Annotated in this window: 19 protein-coding genes; 2 read left to right on the top strand and 17 right to left on the bottom strand. The window is 63.9% G+C overall.

What is annotated here, in order from left to right:
* Positions 1-77 precede the first annotated feature (77 nt).
* Positions 78-776 carry a haloacid dehalogenase type II gene (locus tag R2N16_RS04105; RefSeq protein WP_012761859.1) on the bottom strand — a complete coding sequence of 233 codons (699 nt, stop codon included), beginning with the start codon at positions 774-776 and terminating at the stop codon, positions 78-80.
* Positions 777-1,003: 227 nt separating this feature from the next.
* Between R2N16_RS04105 and R2N16_RS04110 the strand changes: the two genes are divergently transcribed.
* Together R2N16_RS04110 and R2N16_RS04115 are read left to right on the top strand one after the other, a co-directional pair.
* Positions 1,004-1,933, top strand: a complete 930-nt coding sequence (locus tag R2N16_RS04110; RefSeq protein ID WP_004626580.1) for a LysR family transcriptional regulator — start codon at positions 1,004-1,006, stop codon at positions 1,931-1,933.
* An 84-nt stretch (positions 1,934-2,017) separates the two neighbouring features.
* A complete protein-coding gene (locus R2N16_RS04115; RefSeq protein WP_048932252.1) occupies positions 2,018-2,452 on the top strand; it encodes a universal stress protein in 435 nt (144 codons plus the stop codon).
* A 172-nt stretch (positions 2,453-2,624) separates the two neighbouring features.
* On the opposite strand, the gene aceA is transcribed toward R2N16_RS04115, so the two are convergent.
* The 16 genes from aceA to ssuC all read right to left on the bottom strand — a co-directional run bounded on the left by aceA (position 2,625) and on the right by ssuC (position 17,506).
* A complete protein-coding gene (aceA, locus tag R2N16_RS04120) occupies positions 2,625-3,929 on the bottom strand; it encodes an isocitrate lyase (protein ID WP_024975843.1) in 1,305 nt (434 codons plus the stop codon).
* A gap of 391 nt (positions 3,930-4,320) precedes the next feature.
* Complete coding sequence (locus R2N16_RS04125) at positions 4,321-4,740, bottom strand: gamma-glutamylcyclotransferase family protein (RefSeq protein WP_316664297.1); 420 nt, start codon at positions 4,738-4,740, stop codon at positions 4,321-4,323.
* Complete coding sequence (gene rraA / locus R2N16_RS04130) at positions 4,737-5,234, bottom strand: ribonuclease E activity regulator RraA (protein ID WP_004626570.1); 498 nt, start codon at positions 5,232-5,234, stop codon at positions 4,737-4,739. The genes R2N16_RS04125 and rraA overlap by 4 nt, the downstream gene beginning before the upstream one ends.
* 106 nt (positions 5,235-5,340) lie before the next feature.
* Positions 5,341-7,056 (bottom strand): thiamine pyrophosphate-binding protein, encoded by a 1,716-nt coding sequence (locus R2N16_RS04135; protein ID WP_316664298.1) that lies wholly within the window; start codon positions 7,054-7,056, stop codon positions 5,341-5,343.
* A 71-nt stretch (positions 7,057-7,127) separates the two neighbouring features.
* The gene (locus R2N16_RS04140) at positions 7,128-7,958 is read right to left on the bottom strand and encodes a LytR/AlgR family response regulator transcription factor (RefSeq protein ID WP_316664299.1); all 831 of its coding nucleotides are present in this window, start codon (positions 7,956-7,958) and stop codon (positions 7,128-7,130) included.
* Between the two features lie 3 nt (positions 7,959-7,961).
* Positions 7,962-9,224 (bottom strand): sensor histidine kinase, encoded by a 1,263-nt coding sequence (locus tag R2N16_RS04145; protein WP_316664300.1) that lies wholly within the window; start codon positions 9,222-9,224, stop codon positions 7,962-7,964.
* Positions 9,224-9,535, bottom strand: a complete 312-nt coding sequence (locus tag R2N16_RS04150; protein ID WP_316664301.1) for a 2TM domain-containing protein — start codon at positions 9,533-9,535, stop codon at positions 9,224-9,226. The genes R2N16_RS04145 and R2N16_RS04150 overlap by 1 nt, the downstream gene beginning before the upstream one ends.
* 128 nt (positions 9,536-9,663) lie before the next feature.
* Positions 9,664-10,623, bottom strand: coding sequence for a CysB family HTH-type transcriptional regulator (locus R2N16_RS04155; protein ID WP_316664302.1), 960 nt, complete (start codon positions 10,621-10,623; stop codon positions 9,664-9,666).
* Positions 10,624-10,662: 39 nt separating this feature from the next.
* On the bottom strand, positions 10,663-11,772 hold the full coding sequence (locus R2N16_RS04160; protein ID WP_316664303.1) for a sulfate/molybdate ABC transporter ATP-binding protein: 1,110 nt from the start codon (positions 11,770-11,772) through the stop codon (positions 10,663-10,665).
* Positions 11,773-11,881: 109 nt separating this feature from the next.
* Complete coding sequence (gene cysW / locus R2N16_RS04165; protein ID WP_316664304.1) at positions 11,882-12,859, bottom strand: sulfate ABC transporter permease subunit CysW; 978 nt, start codon at positions 12,857-12,859, stop codon at positions 11,882-11,884.
* Between the two features lies 1 nt (position 12,860).
* Entirely contained in the window at positions 12,861-13,775 is a 915-nt protein-coding gene (cysT, locus tag R2N16_RS04170; RefSeq protein ID WP_316664305.1) for a sulfate ABC transporter permease subunit CysT, read from the bottom strand.
* 117 nt (positions 13,776-13,892) lie between these two features.
* Entirely contained in the window at positions 13,893-14,567 is a 675-nt protein-coding gene (locus R2N16_RS04175) for an RBBP9/YdeN family alpha/beta hydrolase (protein WP_316664306.1), read from the bottom strand.
* Positions 14,568-14,577: 10 nt separating this feature from the next.
* On the bottom strand, positions 14,578-15,465 hold the full coding sequence (locus R2N16_RS04180) for an EAL domain-containing protein (RefSeq protein ID WP_316664307.1): 888 nt from the start codon (positions 15,463-15,465) through the stop codon (positions 14,578-14,580).
* 89 nt (positions 15,466-15,554) lie between these two features.
* The gene (locus R2N16_RS04185) at positions 15,555-15,770 is read right to left on the bottom strand and encodes a TOBE domain-containing protein (RefSeq protein ID WP_004626558.1); all 216 of its coding nucleotides are present in this window, start codon (positions 15,768-15,770) and stop codon (positions 15,555-15,557) included.
* A 70-nt stretch (positions 15,771-15,840) separates the two neighbouring features.
* Complete coding sequence (locus R2N16_RS04190; RefSeq protein WP_316664308.1) at positions 15,841-16,680, bottom strand: ATP-binding cassette domain-containing protein; 840 nt, start codon at positions 16,678-16,680, stop codon at positions 15,841-15,843.
* A gap of 19 nt (positions 16,681-16,699) precedes the next feature.
* Positions 16,700-17,506 (bottom strand): aliphatic sulfonate ABC transporter permease SsuC, encoded by an 807-nt coding sequence (gene ssuC / locus R2N16_RS04195; RefSeq protein ID WP_316664309.1) that lies wholly within the window; start codon positions 17,504-17,506, stop codon positions 16,700-16,702.
* Between the last annotated feature and the right edge of the window lie 15 nt (positions 17,507-17,521).

Here is a 17,521-nt window from a genome sequence, read left to right on the forward strand (position 1 = left end):
TTTCTCCAGAGAATGATGTGAGGGTTGAACGCGTTTTGTCTTACTTTGGCCCTATGGCTGGGCCGATTGGAAAATCCTTACGTTGCTTGTGTTGCCTGCACGAACTGCAGCAGATCGCGCATGTCGTGGCCGGCCGCGGTGGGCGCCACGTCGAGCGCCTCGGGCGGATGCCCCAGGCGGTTGATCCAGAAAGTGGTGAAGCCGTACCACGTCGCGCCGCAGGCATCCCATCCATTGGACGAGACAAACAGAATCTGTTCCGCCGGCACGCCAAACGCTTGTGGCGCCAGCGCATAGGCTTGTGGCGCGGTCTTGTAGAGCTTGACCGCATCGACCGACAGCACGTGATCGAACAACCCAGACATACCGGCACTCTTCACGGCAATGTCGAGCATCTGCGGGTTACCGTTGGAGAGGATGCCCAGCGGCAGGCCCATCTCGCGCAAGCGGCGCAGCGCGGGCACGTTCTCGGGAAACGCCGACAGGCACGCATATTCGCGCATCAGCGTGGCCTCGTCGTGGGCGGAAAGCTCTACGCCCAGGCGTGCCGCTGCATAGCGCAGCGCGTCGACGGTGATGTCCCAGAACGGCTTGTAGTGTTCGCCCGAGGGGCCGGCCAGCGAGCGGATGCGCGTGTAATCGATCTGCTTGTCGCGCCACAGCACCGACAGCGCTTCGCCTTTGCCGGCAAACAGTTGCTCGGCGCGCGCGGCCACGGAATACACGTCGAACAACGTGCCATAGGCATCGAAGACCACCGCGCGAATCGAACTCATCTGAAGCTCCACGGACCCGAAGGCCCCGCACTTGCACGCGCTGCGCGTTCTATCACGCAGAATGCTTTGCCGACCTTCGCAACGAGGGCCATTGTAGAAAAGGTGACGCACCGCACAAAGACGGCAATGGTCACTTGATCTTTAACTTTTACCGATGGAATGACGAGTGATAACCTTTATATTCGTCACAATCCCGCAGGCCCCGATTGCCACGGTATATATCAGGCATGGATCATTTCAAGCAGCTTGAAACCTTCGTCGCCGTCGCAACACGCGGCAGCCTATCCGCCGCCGCCGCCGCTGAGGGCGTGGCGCCTGCCATCATCGGGCGCCGCATCGACGCGCTGGAAGAACGCCTGGGCGTCAAGCTCCTGGTGCGCACCACGCGGCGCATCACCCTCACGTTCGAGGGTTCGGCGTTCCTGGAAGATTGCCAGCGCATTCTCAATGACCTGCACAACGCCGAGGCCAGCGTCTCGGCAGGTGGCGTGAAAGCCAGCGGGCACCTGCGTGTGACGGCCCCCGCCGGTTTCGGCCGCCGCCATGTCGCGCCGATGGTGCCGGACTTCATCGAGACGCACCCGGATGTCTCGATGACGCTGGACCTGGGCGACCGGGTGGTCGACCTCGTCAACGAAGGCTTCGATTGCGCGATCCGCCTGGGCGACCTGCCCGATTCGAGCCTCGTGTCGATCCGCCTGTGGGAAAACCGCCGCGTGGTGGTGGCTGCGCCGTCGTATCTTGAGCGCCGTGGCGTTCCGACCCAGGTGGAGCAGCTTTCCACGCACAACTGCCTGGCCTTTGGCGCCAGCGCCAACGTGCAGCGAGGCTGGGTCTTCCAGCAAGGCGGCAAGGCCGTCACCGTGAAGGTCTCTGGCACGATGGAATGCACGGACGGCGCCGTGCTGCGCGAGTGGTGCTTGCAAGGCTATGGCCTGGCATGGCGCTCGTGGTGGGAGGTCGGGCACGACATCGCCACGGGCAAATTGGTGACGGTGCTCGATGCTTTCGAAGCACCGCCGATTGGCATCCACGCGGTGTTTCCGCAGCGCAAGCACCTGCCGCTGCGCGTGCGTCTGTTCATTGATTTCCTCAAGAACACGTATGGCAACCCGGCCTACTGGCGCCGGGCGGACGCCTTAATCGGGATGGATTAGCAATCGCCCCGAGTGGGTGAAACACCGCGTGCGGCCTACAATCAACACAAGAACGTCTTCCCGCATCCCGCCTTAGGAGGCCGCATGTTCCAGCACATCCTGATCCCGACCGATGGTTCCGAGCTGTCGCGCAAGGCGGTGGCGGGCGCGCTCGACTTTGCCAAGACGCTTGGCGCGCGCCTGACGGCCTACACCTGCCTGGAGGAATACCCGTACACGCCCTTCTCCGAGATCGTCGTGGAGACACCACAGGCGTTCAAGGAGCGCGTTGAAGCGCAGGCGCGCGTGGTGCTCAAAGACGTGGAAGACGCCGCCCGCAGCGCCGGCATCAACTGCGATACCGACATGAGCTGCTTTGCCGTGCCCTACATGGGCATCATCGACGCGGCCGAGCGCCACGGCTGCGACGTCATCTTCATGGCGTCGCACGGCCGGCGCGGCTTGGCCGGGCTGCTGCTGGGCAGCGAAACACAGAAGGTACTCACGCATACCGAGATTCCGGTGATCGTCTATCGCTGAAACACAGCCCGCCAGCCTGAACGTGCGGGCCTGCGGCGAAGTGGGTTCTGCATAACCCGCCGCAATAGCCCAGACGAAAAAAACCGCGCCGTTGAGGGAGCGCGGTTCGAGAGGCCGGCGTGTGGTCAGCACGGCCGGCCCGGGTGCCTGGATGCCGGATGCGTCGGCAGCCTCAGGCAACCTTCTTGGCTTGCGCCGTTTCTTCGAAGAATTGTTCGTCTTCCGTCGAACCCTTCAGCGCCGTGGTCGACGCCTCGCGTTCAATGGTCTGCGTCACCGCGTCAAAGTAGCCCGTGCCGACTTCGCGCTGGTGCTTCACTGCGGTGAACCCCTTTTCCGCTGCCTTGAACTCGGCTTCTTGCAGCTCGACGAAAGCGCTCATCTGGTTGCGGGCATAGCCGTAGGCCAGGTTGAACATCGAGTAGTTCAGGGCATGGAAGCCGGCCAGCGTGATGAACTGGAACTTGTAGCCCATTGCACCAAGTTCCTTCTGGAACCGGGCGATCGTGACATCGTCCAGGTTCTTCTTCCAGTTGAACGAGGGCGAACAGTTGTAGGCCAGCATCTTGCCCGGGAACTTGGCGTGGATGGCTTCGGCAAACTTCTTGGCGTATTCCAGATCCGGCTTGCCGGTTTCGCACCACACAAGGTCAGCCACTTCTGCGTAGGCCAGGCCCCGCGAGATGGCTTGCTGCAGACCCGGCTTGGTGCGGTAGAAACCTTCGACGGTGCGCTCGCCGGTGCAGAACGGCTTGTCGTTTTCGTCCACATCGGTGGTCAGCAGGTCAGCAGCTTCTGCATCGGTACGGGCAATCAGCACGGTAGGCACGCCCATCACGTCGGCAGCCAGACGCGCCGCCACCAGTTTGCTCACGGCTTCACGGGTTGGGACCAGGACCTTGCCGCCCATGTGACCGCACTTCTTCACGGCGGCCAGTTGGTCTTCAAAGTGCACGCCCGCAGCGCCGGCCTCGATCATGGCCTTCATCAGTTCGAACGCGTTCAGCACGCCACCGAAACCGGCTTCCGCATCCGCCACGATCGGGGCGAAGAAGTCGATGTCGTCCTTACCTTCAGACCATTGGATCTGGTCAGCGCGCTGGAACGTGTTGTTGATCTTCTTGACGACCTTGGGCACGGAATCCACCGAGTACAGCGATTGGTCGGGATACATCTCACCGTTGCTGTTGGCATCGCCAGCAACCTGCCAGCCCGACAGATAGATCGCCTTCAGGCCAGCCTTGACCTGTTGCATGGCCTGGTTGCCGGTCAGTGCGCCCAGCGCATTGACGAAGGGCTCGTTGTTGATCAGGTCCCACAACTTTTCGGCACCGCGCTTGGCCAGCGTGTGTTCGATCTGCAGCGAACCGCGCAGGCGCACGACGTCTTCGGCGGTGTAACCCCGCTTGATGCCCTTCCAACGCGGGTTGGTGTCCCATTCCTTCTGCAGCTTTTGAACTTCGAGTTCGCGTGACATCGCACTCTCCTGTTTGATCGCATCCATCAAATAAAAACCGGGTAGCCCACTCTGCACCTTGAGCCGCTGGCACCTTCTTGGGGTGCTGCTGGGTGGCCCAAGTCATATGTCTTATATAAGAGTGTAGAAAGGAGGGTGCAGCGCAACAAGGAGAAGATGCGCGCAAACGGAAGTTTTTATTTATTATTTTTCAAAGACTTACGATCAATTTTTCATGATGCGGAAAGATTTTTTCTATCATGAAAGGCAATGATGGTGCCGTGCGATGGGCAATTTTTGCGGGTCAAAAAAGCTTTCCGCATTATGAAAAATCACAGACATCTGTTCATCACATTGCAGAGGCACAAAAAACGCCGCGATTGCGGCGTTCCTTTGGGCGAGAAAGGGCACATCAGGCACGCGTCAACCGGTGCGCCACCCAGTCCCCACTCGTAATCACGGGTCGGCCGGCAATGTGCCGAGTGCTCACCGGATACACGATGCACTCGACAGGCTCGCTGCCCAACATGACGGCGTGGTTCTCGCGCACGAACAGCGCATCGCCGCCGGGGTAGACCTCTTCGATCTCGTCCAGCACGGGGACGAGCGCCGCGTCGATGCGATACACATCGCCGCGCACGGCAGTGCCGGTCGGATCCAGCACGAGGCCAGGGTAGGCCCCGAAGTCGTACAGGCGGCCGTGCAACATGGCGGTACCGAGCAACTCCGGCTCTGGAATGCCTCGCGTGGCCGCAGCAACCCGCAAGTCATTCGCCTCACCGGCACGCAGCGTGCCGTAGACGAATACGTGGATGGCGTTGGCGCGGTTCATTCGAGCATGTCCTGCGAAACCAGCACGCCGTCTTCATCGGCATAGATCCACTCGCCGGATTGAATGTAAGCACCCGGCATCTGCACGCCCACTTCGCGCTGCCCTGCGTTCTTCTTGATGCTCTTGCGCGGATGCACCGCCAATGCGTGGATGCCGACGTTGCATTCGGCCAGCTCGCGCGTATCGCGCACGCAGCCGTTGAGCAGAATCCCTTCCCAACCGTTCTCTTCCGCCAGCTTGCCGAGGTTGCCGCCCACCAGCGCGCAGCGCAGGGAGCCGCCGCCGTCGATCACCAGTACTCGGCCTGCGCCCTGCTCTTCCAGCGCGGCGCGTACCAGGCCGTTGTCTTCAAACACCTTGAGCGTGGAGGCCGGGCCAGCAAATGCGGCGCGCTTGCCAAAGCTGCGGAACACCGGCGTGAGCACACGCAGGCTTCCGTACACCAGCTTGTCTTCGTGCATGTCGCACAAGTCAGTTACAGGAATCATCGTCATGGCAATGGGTGGATTGGCGTTGGCGTTGGCGTTGGCGTTGGCGTTGGCGTTGGCGTTGGCGTTGGCGTTGGCGTTGGCGTTGGCGTTGGCGAAAATGAAAGCGGAGTCAACTGCGCGACTGCGCACGCAACCAATCGATGGTCGCGCGCGGGCTGATGATATTCGGATCGGTCTGCACTTCGATGATGGAGGCAACGCTCGCCGCCAGTGCGGACTCCACAGCCGACTGGAAGCCCTCGAGCGAGCGCACCGTGTGCCCTTCGGCGCCGTAGGCTCTGGCCAACGCGGCGAAGTCAGGGTTGCGTAGCTCGGTGCCGCTCACGTGCCCGGGGTACTCGCGTTCCTGATGCATGCGGATGGTGCCGTACATGCCGTTGTTGACCACGATAAAGATGACCGGCGCGTTGTACTGCATGGCCGTCGCCAGCTCCTGGCCGTTCATCAGGAAGCAACCGTCGCCGGCCAAGCAGATGACGGGCGTGTCGGGACACACGATCTTGGCGGCCACCGCAGCGGGCGCGCCATAGCCCATCGCCCCGCTGGTCGGCGCCAGCTGCGTGCGCGAGCCTGCCGCCAGCGCACCGTATTGATAGAAGCGATGCAGCCACGTGGCGTAGTTGCCCGCACCGTTGGTGAGGATGCTGTTGTGCGGCAGATGATCGCGCAGCCATCGCATCGCACGAGCCATGTCGATACCCTTGCCTCCAAACGGCGGCGGCACGATGTTGGCCACGTAGTCCGCGTTGGCGGCTTCGGTCCAGGCACTCCAGCGCGGCGGCGCATCGGGCGATACGGATTCCAGCGCCTCGGCAATGGCGGGCATCGACGCGTGAATCATCAGATGGGCCTGGTAGACGCGCCCCAACTCTTCTGCGCCGGCATGCACGTGGACCAACGTCTGCTTGGGGCACGGCACATCGAAGAGGGTGTAGCCCGATGTCGTCATCTCGCCCAGACGAGGGCCGATGGCGAGCACCACGTCGGCGTCTTTCACGCGCGCCGCCAGCTTCGGGTTGATGGCGATGCCGACGTCGCCCGCGTAGTTCGGGTGGCGGTTGTCGAACAGGTCTTGCCGGCGGAACACGCAGCCCGCAGGCAGATTCCAGCGTTCTGCAAAGGCTTGCATGCGGGCCGCAGCTTGCGGCGTCCAGCCGGAACCGCCCAGCAGCAGCATCGGCCGCTCGGCGTTCTGCAGCAGCGCCTTCAGTTGCGCAAGATCATGCGGGCCGGGCCACGCCATCGCGCGCGGCATCGGCGGCACATCTGCCACGGTGGCAACCTCAGTGAGCATGTCTTCCGGCAGCGCCAGCACAACCGGCCCCGGGCGGCCCGCGGTGGCCGTCTGGAAGGCGCGAGCGATGTATTCGGGGATGCGTTCGACGCTATCGATCTGCGCGACCCACTTGGCCATCTGGCCGAACATGCGGCGGTAGTCGATTTCCTGAAACGCTTCGCGGTCGACAACATCGCGGCCCACCTGCCCGATGAACAAGATCAGCGGCGTGGAATCCTGAAACGCGGTGTGCACGCCAATGCTGGCGTTGGTGGCGCCCGGCCCGCGTGTGCAGAAGATGATGCCCGGGCGACCCGTGAGCTTGCCGTAGGCGTCGGCCATGTTGGCGGCGCCGCCCTCTTGTCGGCAAATGATGAAGCGTGCGCGGTCACGGCGCTGATAGAAGCCTTCGAGCACCGAGAGGTAGCTCTCGCCCGGCACACCGAAGGCCAGGTCGACGCCATGGGCCACCAGTGCATCAACAAGAATCTGGCCGCCGTGGCGTGGCTCGGCAACGATGCTGGCGGGGCGTGCGGCTGGTGTCTCCATGGCGGGTACTCTCGCTCTCGATCCGTTGACGACACAATGGATCATAGCGGAACGCGCCGCCGCTGAGACGGCTACATCTGCCGGAACAAATGTGCGTATTGCCGCGCGACCGGCAGCGTCTCGGTGCGCCCGCGTATCCTCAGCCCCAGGCGGCCGAGCGACAGATGCACTGCGCTCGACACATGCGCCACGTTGACCACCGTACCGCGATGCACCTGCCAGAAGTGCTCGGGGTCGAGCTGGGTCAGCAGGTCGCGCAGGCTGGTACGAATGAGGGATTCGCCACTGCCGGCCACCACGTTGACGTACTTGTCGGTCGCTTCCAGATAGATCACGTCATCCACGGGAATGAAGCGCACCTCCTGCCCGACCAGCGCCTTGATAAAGCGCAGATAGCCGCCCTGCGGCGTTGCACGCGTTTGCGCGGCGCCCTGCAGGCCGGCAAGGCGCTCGACGAGTTCAGCCAGCGTCTGCGCAGGGTCGGTGGCGGCGTTGGCGCTGTCGTTCAGGCGCGTGCCGAGCCGGTCCTTCAGCCGCTTGACGGTCTCAGCCAGGCGCTCGGGCTGCACGGGCTTGAGCACGTAATCCACTGCGGCTTGCTCGAAGGCATCGAGTGCGAACTGGTCGTAGGCCGTCACGAACACCACCAGTGGACGGTCTTCCCGATCCGATAGCTCGCGCGCCACGTCAATGCCCGACAACCCCGGCATGCGGATGTCGAGAAAGACCACATCGGGGCCCTGCCCGTCGGCGGCATCGTCAATCACGTCGAGCGCGGATTGGCCGTCGTGCACGGCCGGCAGCAGCGTGGCATCGGGCCACAGCGCCGCCAGTTCTGCGACGAGGTTGTCGGCCAGTGCCGGTTCATCGTCGGCAATCAGCAAGCGAGGGGAAGCAGGCATCGATCAGGTTCCGGCGGATGCGCGCGAAGACAGCGCAGCGGTGGCGTTGGCGGTGGGGCGGGAGAAACGGCAGCGCCATTCCGGCGTGTCGGCTTGAGAAGGTGCAGGCGCCGTTTCGTGCGCCAGGGGCAACTCGACGATGATCGTCACGCCATGCGGCACGGTTTCGGTAATCGTCAGGCGCGCGTCGCCATCGAACAGCCGCGCCAGGCGTTCACGCACGTGCGTGAGGCCAAGCCCCGAGCCCTTGGCACCGTCGTTGCCGAAACCCACGCCCGTGTCGCGCACTTCCAGCACCAGCCGCTCGCCCTCCTTGCCGGCAGCCAGGCGGGCAGACAGGGCGATCTCGCCGCCCTCGCGTGCGGGCTCGATGCCGTGCACCACGGCGTTTTCCACCAGGGGCTGAATCAGCATCGGCGGGATGACGATATTGGCGATGGCATCGTCCAGCGCCAAGGAGAAACGCAGCCGATTGCCGAAGCGCAGCGCCTGGATGTCGAGATACGCGCGCAGCAGGGCAAACTCCTGCGCCAGCGTGCACTGCTCGGCGCGGGCATGGGAGAGCGAGCTGCGCAGAAAGCCAATCAAATGCTGCAGCAGACGCCGCGCGCCGGCCGGGTCCCGCGCAATCAGCACATCCACGTGGGCCAGCGAGTTGAACAGGAAGTGCGGCTCGATCTGCGCCTGCAGCGCCATCAGTTGCGCGCGCACGACTTGCTTCTCGGCCTCTTCGCGCTCCAGCGCGTCGAGTGCGGCTTGGCGCTGCAGCGCGGCCAGCTTGCCGCGCGACCAGTAGTAATACGTTGCGCCAAGTGCGGCCAGCATGGCAATGATGAAACTCATGCGCAGGCTGTCGGCACGCCAGGGTTCAGGGTTCGGGTTGTTCAGGCACAGGATCGTCCGCGCGATCCACTGGCCGAATGGCACCCCGATCAACACCGCGCCCACGATGATCCACGGAAACACCTTCTTGTTAGGCGGGCCGTCGCCCCAGAGCACATGGCGCGGTATGCCGATCAGCGAGAACATCGACAGCCCGATCGCCTGGCTGAAGATGAAGTCTTTCCAGAAGGTCTCTTCCGGGCGAATGCCGAACGCCAACACCGCCGCAATCAGCGTATTGATGGCGATGATGACGGCGTAGCGGATCACCCAGCGCCGTGCCAGGCGCAGGCAGTCTGCAAGCGAAGGGAACGACACATTGGCGAACATGCGGGCGATCTTACCGGAGGGTTCACCGGCGTTGAAGCTTGGGGTTTCCCGCATCACGGGCGACCGGCCTGCTCGCGCAAACGGGCGAGTTCGTGGTCGACCATGCGCTGGTAGCCGTTGCCGCGGCTCCAGGCCAGGCTCAGACCGTGCGCAGCCAAACCCACCCCCCAGCCCAGCAGCGGCCAGACAAACCAGAACTGGCCGCGTGACAGCGCAATCGCCGCCAGCCCGGCGTTCACAGCCAGGAACGACAGCAGGTGAATGCGGAACCCGAGACGCGCACCGGCGCGGTGGCGCGCGCGACGCAGCAGAGCGGTATCGGATTCAACGGATGGGGAAGTTTGGGTGCAAGGCCCGGCGGACATGGCGGTCTCTGGTGGAACCGAAGATGTCCGCAGTATAGGAATGGCGCCCGGGCAGGCGCCATGGGGATGCGACGAATGGCGGAATTGCACGGATGAACGGCTCGCAGCCGGCTGAGCCGACGCGGCAGTTACGCCGCCAGTGCCTCCCGCGCGGACTGCGTCACCACCGTGGAAGCCACGGCCTCCGCCACCGTCTCGCGCGACAGATGCGGCGCGAACATGCCGATAAAGTCGTGTGCATACCCACGCAGATACGCACCGCGGCGCACCGCCACACGCGTGGTATTCGGCTCGAACAGATGGTCCGCCCCGATGCAGACGAGGTTGTCGTCCTTCCGCCCGTCATACGCCATCGACGCGATGATGCCCACGCCCACGTCCAGCGCGACGTAGGTCTTGATCACGTCCGCATCCATGGCGGTCAGCACGATCTCGGGGTGCAAGCCGGCACCGGCAAATGCGGCGTCGATATTGCGGCGGCCCGTGAAACCGGCGTCGTAGGTGATGAGCGGGTATTGCGCCACGTCTTCGAGCGTGGGCAGCGGGTTCTTGGTCAGAGGATGGTCCGGGCTGACCACCAGCACGTGACGCCAGCGGTACGCTTCGAACGACGTCAGCCCCGGCTCGTTGGCCACAGCCTCGGTGGCGATGCCGATATCGGCCTGCCCCGTGAGCAGCAGTTCGACAATGTGCGAAGGCGATGCTTCCTGCAGCGCCAGCGTGACGTGCGGATACTCCTTGCGGAACGACTGCACGACCTTCGGCAGCGCATAGCGGGCCTGCGTGTGCGTGGTCGCCACGGTCAGGCGGCCGGATTGGCGGCCGGAGAATTCCTCGCCGGCCTGCCGCAGGTTTTCGGCCTCCAGCAGCAGGCGCTCGACAATGCGGACGATTTCGCGGCCGGGCTCGGTCAGGCCCGTCAGGCGCTTGCCGTAACGTTCGAAAATTTCCACGCCCAATTCATCCTCCAGCTCGCGGATCTGCCGCGACACCCCCGGCTGCGACGTGTACAGCGCGTTGGCGACTTCGGTGAGGTTGAACTGGCGGCGCACCGCCTCGCGGATGGAACGCAATTGCTGAAAGTTCATGCTCGTGTCCTCTCGTATCGTTGTCGTCTGAACGCGGGCTCAGGCGGTAGCCTGCACTGCCGGACGTCCCTGGCCTTGCGTGAACACCCGAATCGCACGCGGGCGCACCACCAGTATTTCGCCTTCACGGAAGCCCTCGGCGCGAAAGCGCTCAATGGGCAGGGAGACTTCGATGATGTCGTCGGTGTCTTCGCGCTCCAGTTCCAACTGCGCGACCGCGCCCAGCGTAAGCGCGCGGCGCAGCGTGACGGGAATGCCCTCGGCGCCGGGCGCATAGCGCTCAAGATCGATTTCATGCGGGCGCACGAACGCCACCGCCTGATCGGCACGCGACAAATCCACGCCACCCGACGGCACGCTAATGGCCGATTCGCCCACGTGCAGCACGCTGCCGCCCTCACCTTCTTCCAGGCGGCCGTGGAACAGGTTCACGTTGCCAAGGAAGCCGTAGACGAATGGCGTTGCGGGCGTGTTGTAGACCGCGTCGGGGCTGCCCACCTGCTCCACCTGGCCACGGTTCATCAGCACCACGTTGTCGGCCACTTCCAGCGCCTCTTCCTGATCGTGCGTGACGAACAGGCTGGTGACATGCAGATCGTCGTGCAGGCGGCGCAGCCAGCGGCGCAGTTCCTTGCGCACCTTGGCGTCGAGCGCGCCAAACGGCTCGTCGAGCAACAGCACGCGCGGCTCCACGGCCAGCGCGCGCGCCAGGGCAATGCGCTGGCGCTGCCCGCCCGACAACTGCGGCGGGTAGCGGTCCGCCAGCCAATCAAGCTGCACCAGTTCCAGCAACTCCTTCACCTTGGCGCGGATCTGCGCCTCGCCCGGGCGCTGCGCGCGCGGTTTCACACGCAGGCCGAACGCCACGTTCTCGAACACCGTCATGTGCTTGAACAGCGCGTAGTGCTGGAACACGAACCCCACCTGACGCTCGCGCACGTGCTGGTCGGATGCATCTTCGCCATTGAGATGAATGCTTCCCGAATCGGCATGCTCCAGCCCCGCAATGATGCGCAGCAGCGTGGTCTTGCCGCAGCCCGACGGGCCCAGCAGCGCGGTCAGCTCGCCCTGCTTGAAATCGAGCGAGACATCGTTGAGGGCGATGAAATTGCCAAAGCGCTTGGTGATGTGTTGAACCTGGATGCTCATGCTGCGTTCACCTCCTTACACATATCGATAACTCGCCCGTCGCGGTGTCGGTGACCGGCAACATTCACGGTCGTGCGCATCCCCGCTGCGCGGGGCCCCTGCTTACTGTTCATGCTGCCCCTTCGAGCGGAGATTGCACGGAGATGTGCGAATTCGAAATCGATGATGACTGTGCGACGCGCGCGCCCGGGCCTTCGCCCACGCCAGCATCCGCATCGGCCAGTTCACGACGGCCGCGCCATTCGACCAGCGTCTTCAGTGCAAGCGTGACAAGCGCAAGCAATGTCAGCAGCGAGGCCACGGCAAACGCGGCCGCGAAGTTGTATTCGTTGTAGAGAATTTCAACGTGCAGCGGCATCGTGTTGGTCAGCCCGCGAATGTGGCCCGACACCACCGACACCGCACCAAACTCGCCCATCGCCCGCGCGTTGCAGAGGATCACGCCGTACAGCAGACCCCACTTGATGTTCGGCAGCGTCACGCGAAAGAACGTCTGCCAGCCCGAGGCCCCGAGCACGATGGCAGCCTCTTCCTCTTCGCTGCCCTGCGCCTGCATGAGCGGAATCAGCTCGCGCGCCACAAAGGGGAACGTGACAAACACGGTGGCCAGCACAATGCCCGGCACCGCAAAGATGACCTTGAAATCATGGTCCGACAAATACGGCCCGAACCACCCTTGCGCGCCAAACAGCAGCACGTAGATCAGGCCTGCAATGACAGGCGACACGGAGAACGGCAGGTCGATCAGCGTAAGCAGCAGGTTCTTGCCGCGAAACTCGAACTTGGCAATTGCCCACGCCGCGGCCAGACCAAACACCACGTTCAGCGGCACGGCAATCGCCGCGACGGTCAGCGTCAGATAGATCGCCGAAAGCGCATCGGGCTCGATCAGCGCTTCGAGATACACGTCGATACCCTTCTTGAACGCCTCGTAAAACACGCTGGCCAGCGGCACGAACAGGAACAGCGCCAGGAACAGGAACGATACGAGGATCAGCGTTGCGCGCACCCAGGCGGATTCTGCGGTGGCACCACGACGGCCAGCAGCCGGCGCCTGGCCGAGTTGACGGGAAACGGTACCGGCCATGTCAGGCTCCTGCTGCCGCATTGGCGGTCAAGGGTTCGGGGGCACGTTCGATGGCGTCATTGCGATTGCCCCGGCGGCGCGTCCAGGCCTGCAGCAGGTTGATCACCAGCAGCAGCGTGAACGAGATACCGAGCATGACGACGGCAATGGCCGTGGCGCCCGCGTAATCGAACTGCTCAAGCTTGGAATAGATCATCAGCGGCGTGATCTCGGAGACCATCGGCATGTTGCCGGCGATGAAGATGACCGAGCCGTACTCGCCCGTTGCACGTGCAAAGGCCAGCGCAAAGCCCGTCAGCAGCGCGGGCAGCAAGGTCGGCAGAATCACGCGAACGAACGTCTGCCAGCGCGTGGCACCCAGGCTGGCGGCCGCCTCTTCCAGCTCGGTTTCCAGGTCTTCGAGCACAGGCTGCACTGTGCGCACCACGAACGGCAGGCCAATGAACGTGAGCGCCACCACGATGCCCAGCGGCGTGAACGCGACCTTCAGCCCCAGCGGCTCCAGCCACGAGCCAATCCAGCCGTTGGGCGCATACAAGGCGGTCAACGCAATGCCGGCCACGGCCGTCGGCAACGCAAACGGCAGATCTACCAACGCATCGATCAACCGCTTGCCCGGAAAGCGGTAGCGCACCAGCACCCACGCCACGATCAGCCCGAACACGAGGTTGATGACGGCGGCGATCAGCGAAGCGCCAAAGGTCAGCTTGTACGACGCGACCACGCGCGGTGCGGTAACGGTCGTCCAGAACGCATCCCACGTCATGGTGAACGTCTTGAGGACGGTCGCCGACAGCGGGATCAGGACGATCAGCGCGAGGTACAGGAGCGAAAAGCCCAGCGCCAGCCCGAAGCCGGGAAGCACGTTGGCGGGCTTGGCACCCTTGGAGGAAGAAAACGCAGAAGACAGGCTCATCAGCGCACCGATAAAAATAGCCGCAGAGCAAAATACTGCGGCGGTTATGCAGATGAACCGATTGTGGCGAACTGTTCTTATGACTAAAACGAATATTTGCGCATGTGCATCATCGTTTTAGATATAAGGGGTGCTCGGTAAGACATCCCACTGCGCTTGCCAGTCGGCGCCATCGCGAGTGGTGTCTTGTGCACTTGCGCGGCCGATCAGGCGGTCGAGCAAGGCCAAGCCGGCCTCCCAATCCCCGAGGTTGGAATCGGCGTTGATATGGCCAGCCTCGCCGGCATCAATGAACTCGGTGCCCCAGCGGGCGCCCCAATCGATGGCGTTGCTTTGCGGCATCCACGGGTCGTTGCGGCTGGCGACGAGTGTGGCCGGGAACGGCAAGGCGCGCTGCGGGAGCAGATCGCGCACGCCAAATTTGTCCGGATCGGCCGGCGCGACGAGCAGCACCGCCGCTACCGCCTCCTTTGTCTGCGCCGCCCAGTGCAGCGACGCCAGGCAGCCAAAGCTATGCGCCACCAAAATCACGCGGCGCCTGGCGCGCCCCGGCGCACGCTCGGCCAGTGCCGCATGCACCGCTTCGCCCACACGGGCAGACCAGCGCGGCAGGTCGGGCGTTGACCAATCGGTCTGCTCAACGCGGCGCCATTGCGCAAACCGCTGCTCCCAACGCGTCTGCCAGTGCCCGGGGCCGCTGCCATGCAAACCAGGAACGGTCAGGATGACGGCATCGGCCGGCCACTGCCAGGCCTGTGCTTCCGATGCGGTTGCGAGTGCGCTGCGTGCCATGGTGTTGTGTTCATTGCGTCAGAGAAATGCCGGCGCACTGCTGCTGTTGCGCCAGCGGCGCCTGCGCCATCGGTATCACGAGTGGCGTGGGTACAGCCTCCGGCTCGGGCTCGGGCTCGGCTCCGGGCAGGATGCTGCCCTGCACATACGCGATACCGGCTGCACGGGCCAGTTCCAGATCGCTCGGGCGTTCGCAACGTCGCAACGCCAGCGTCACGCCCAGTTCACGTGCGGAATCGGCCAGCGACACCACATGCCGTGTATGCCAATCGCGCCGGGCATCGAGCTTCAGGTACGCCGGTTTGGCATGCACGAGCAGCGCGCCCGCTTCCGCCGGGTCCGATGCCTGCACCGCCACGGCAAAACCGTTGCGCCGGTAGTTGTCCACCACGAACAGGAGCAACCCCAGATCGTCATTGGCCGTGGACGGCACCTGGATGACGAACTGATCGGGATGCAGCCCCAGCGCCGTCACGGCACGATGGAATGCCTTGCCGTGGTCCGCAGCCACCGCGGCCAGCAAGCGGCCATGCACATTGACGACCAGCCGCCGCGCATCGGTGCGGGCAAAGTAGTTGAGCGTATGCACCAGCCGGCACAGGCGGTCCAGTTCCACCAGCGTGCTGTCATCCGACGCCAGCGAAAACACCTTCCACGGGTTCAGGCCCAGATCGCCGTCGCGCGTCCACGTGCGCATCAGCGCTTCGTGCCCGGCGGGCGCAAGCGAGCCATCGGCAGCAAGCTGCCAGACCGGCTCAAACAGGCTGGTGAGCGCGCAGTGGAAGAACTGACCCTGCACGCGGCCGGCGGCATCACGCCACAACTGGCGATCCGGCGCGGGAGTGCTCGGCAGCGTGCCGAGAAATTGTGCGACTGCAGTGGTGTGCATGAGACTCATGGGATTGGGCTCCTTGTTGGGTCGCCGCCTCTTCCCCGAGAGCCTGTTCGGCCTTTAAACGGAAGTGCGCTTAAGGGCCGAACAGGCTCTTACAGTTTGGCGATCGAAACTTCCGTCGCCTTCACCAGCGCAACCACTTCACTGCCGATCTTCAGGCCGAGGCTGTCGACCGAGCGCGTCGTGATGACCGAGGTGACGATGCCAGCCGGTGTCTCCACGTCGATCTCCGAGAGCACGTCGCCCCGGATGATCTCCTTGATCTGCCCGCGAAACTGGTTGCGTACGTTAATCGCTTGGATACTCATGATGTTCCTTCTTAGATGAGAACGGCACTAGGTGCCAATGAATGTTTTCAGGAGAGCGGGTTTCGCTTGCTTACACCGCCCACCGCACGGCGGTGGCCGACACGTCAAAGGGTGATGCCCACGCCGTGTGCGAACGCACATCGGTCACTTCATTCGGATCAATCTTGCGCTGCATGACGCGGTTGAGGATGGCCTCTTCCAGGCGCGCAAATGCGGGCGAACCACGATGACGCGGACGCGGCAGATCGATGCGTTCATCCAGCGCAATGCGGCCGTCTTCGATCAGCACCACACGGTCAGCCAACGCCACCGCCTCGGCCACGTCGTGCGTGACAAGCACGGCGGTAAAGCCCAGGCGCTGCCACAGGCCTTCGATGAGGTTCTGCATGTCGATGCGGGTGAGCGCGTCAAGCGCACCCAGCGGTTCGTCGAGCAGCAGCAGGCGCGGCCGATGCACCAGCGCACGCGCCAGAGCCACACGCTGGCGCTGGCCGCCCGACAGGCGCGCCGGCCATTCCCCTGCCCGCTCGGCCAGGCCCACTTGCGCGAGCACTTCAGCGGCTTGCGCACGCTGTGTTTTCGGCAAGCCGAGCGCGACGTTGTCGAGCACCTTCTTCCACGGCAACAGACGGGCGTCCTGGAACATCACGCGGGCATCGTCGTGCAGGCCGTCTTCGGCTTCGCCGTCACGACGCAGGTGGCCATCGTCAATGCCTTCCAGCCCCGCAATCAACCGCAGCAGCGTGCTCTTGCCGCAGCCGCTGCGCCCGACGATGACGACGAACTCGCCCGGTGCGATGTCCAGATCGATGCCATGCAGCACTTCACGATCGCCGTAGCGTTTGACGACGTGTTCGATGTGCAAGGCGGTGCCGGCCAGCGCGGCGTGTTCCGTAGCGTTGCTTTGCATGCGTCTCTCCAAATCAGCCTCAGGCGGCCACTTGATAACCGGGGTGCCAGCGCAGCCAGTAACGTTCCAACCCACGCGACAACCAATCCGCCAGCTTGCCCAGCAGCGCGTAGAGCAGGATGCCCAGCAGCACCACGTCAGTCTGCAGGAACTCGCGCGCGTTCATCGTCATGTAACCGATGCCGGCCTGCGCCGAAACCGTCTCTGCAACGATCAGCGTCACCCACATCAACCCCAGCGAGAACCGCACGCCCACCAGGATCTGCGGCAGCGCACCGGGCAGGATCACCTCGCGATACAGCTGCGCACGCGACAGGCCGTAGCTGCGTGCCATCTCCACCAGCGCCGGATCAACCGACCGGATGCCGTGATACGTATTCAGGTAGATCGGGAAGAACACGCCCAGCGACACAAGAAACAATTTGGCCGATTCATCGATGCCGAACCACAGGATCACGAGCGGAATCAACGCCAGCACGGGGATGTTGCGAACCATCTGCAACGTGGTGTCGAGCAATGTCTCAGCCGTGCGGAACGTGCCGGTCAGCAGCCCCAGCGCCAGTCCCAACGAACCCCCGATGGCAAAGCCCAGCAGCGCACGCCACGTGCTGACAGCCACGTGCGTCCACAGCTCGCCCGAGCGTGCCAGCGCAACGGCGGATTTCGCCACGTCCAGCGGCGCCGGCAGGATGCGGTTGGACAGCCAGCCCCATTGGGCAGACGCTTGCCAAAGCACCAGCAGCACGAGCGGCACGATCCAGGGCGCCAAGCGTTGCTGGGCGGTACGCAGGAAGGTGTTTGCTTTCGGCTTCGATTTGGATGCCATTGCCGTGCTCCTCTC

Source organism: Ralstonia psammae (assembly GCF_958405935.1).
Classification (GTDB): domain Bacteria; phylum Pseudomonadota; class Gammaproteobacteria; order Burkholderiales; family Burkholderiaceae; genus Ralstonia; species Ralstonia psammae.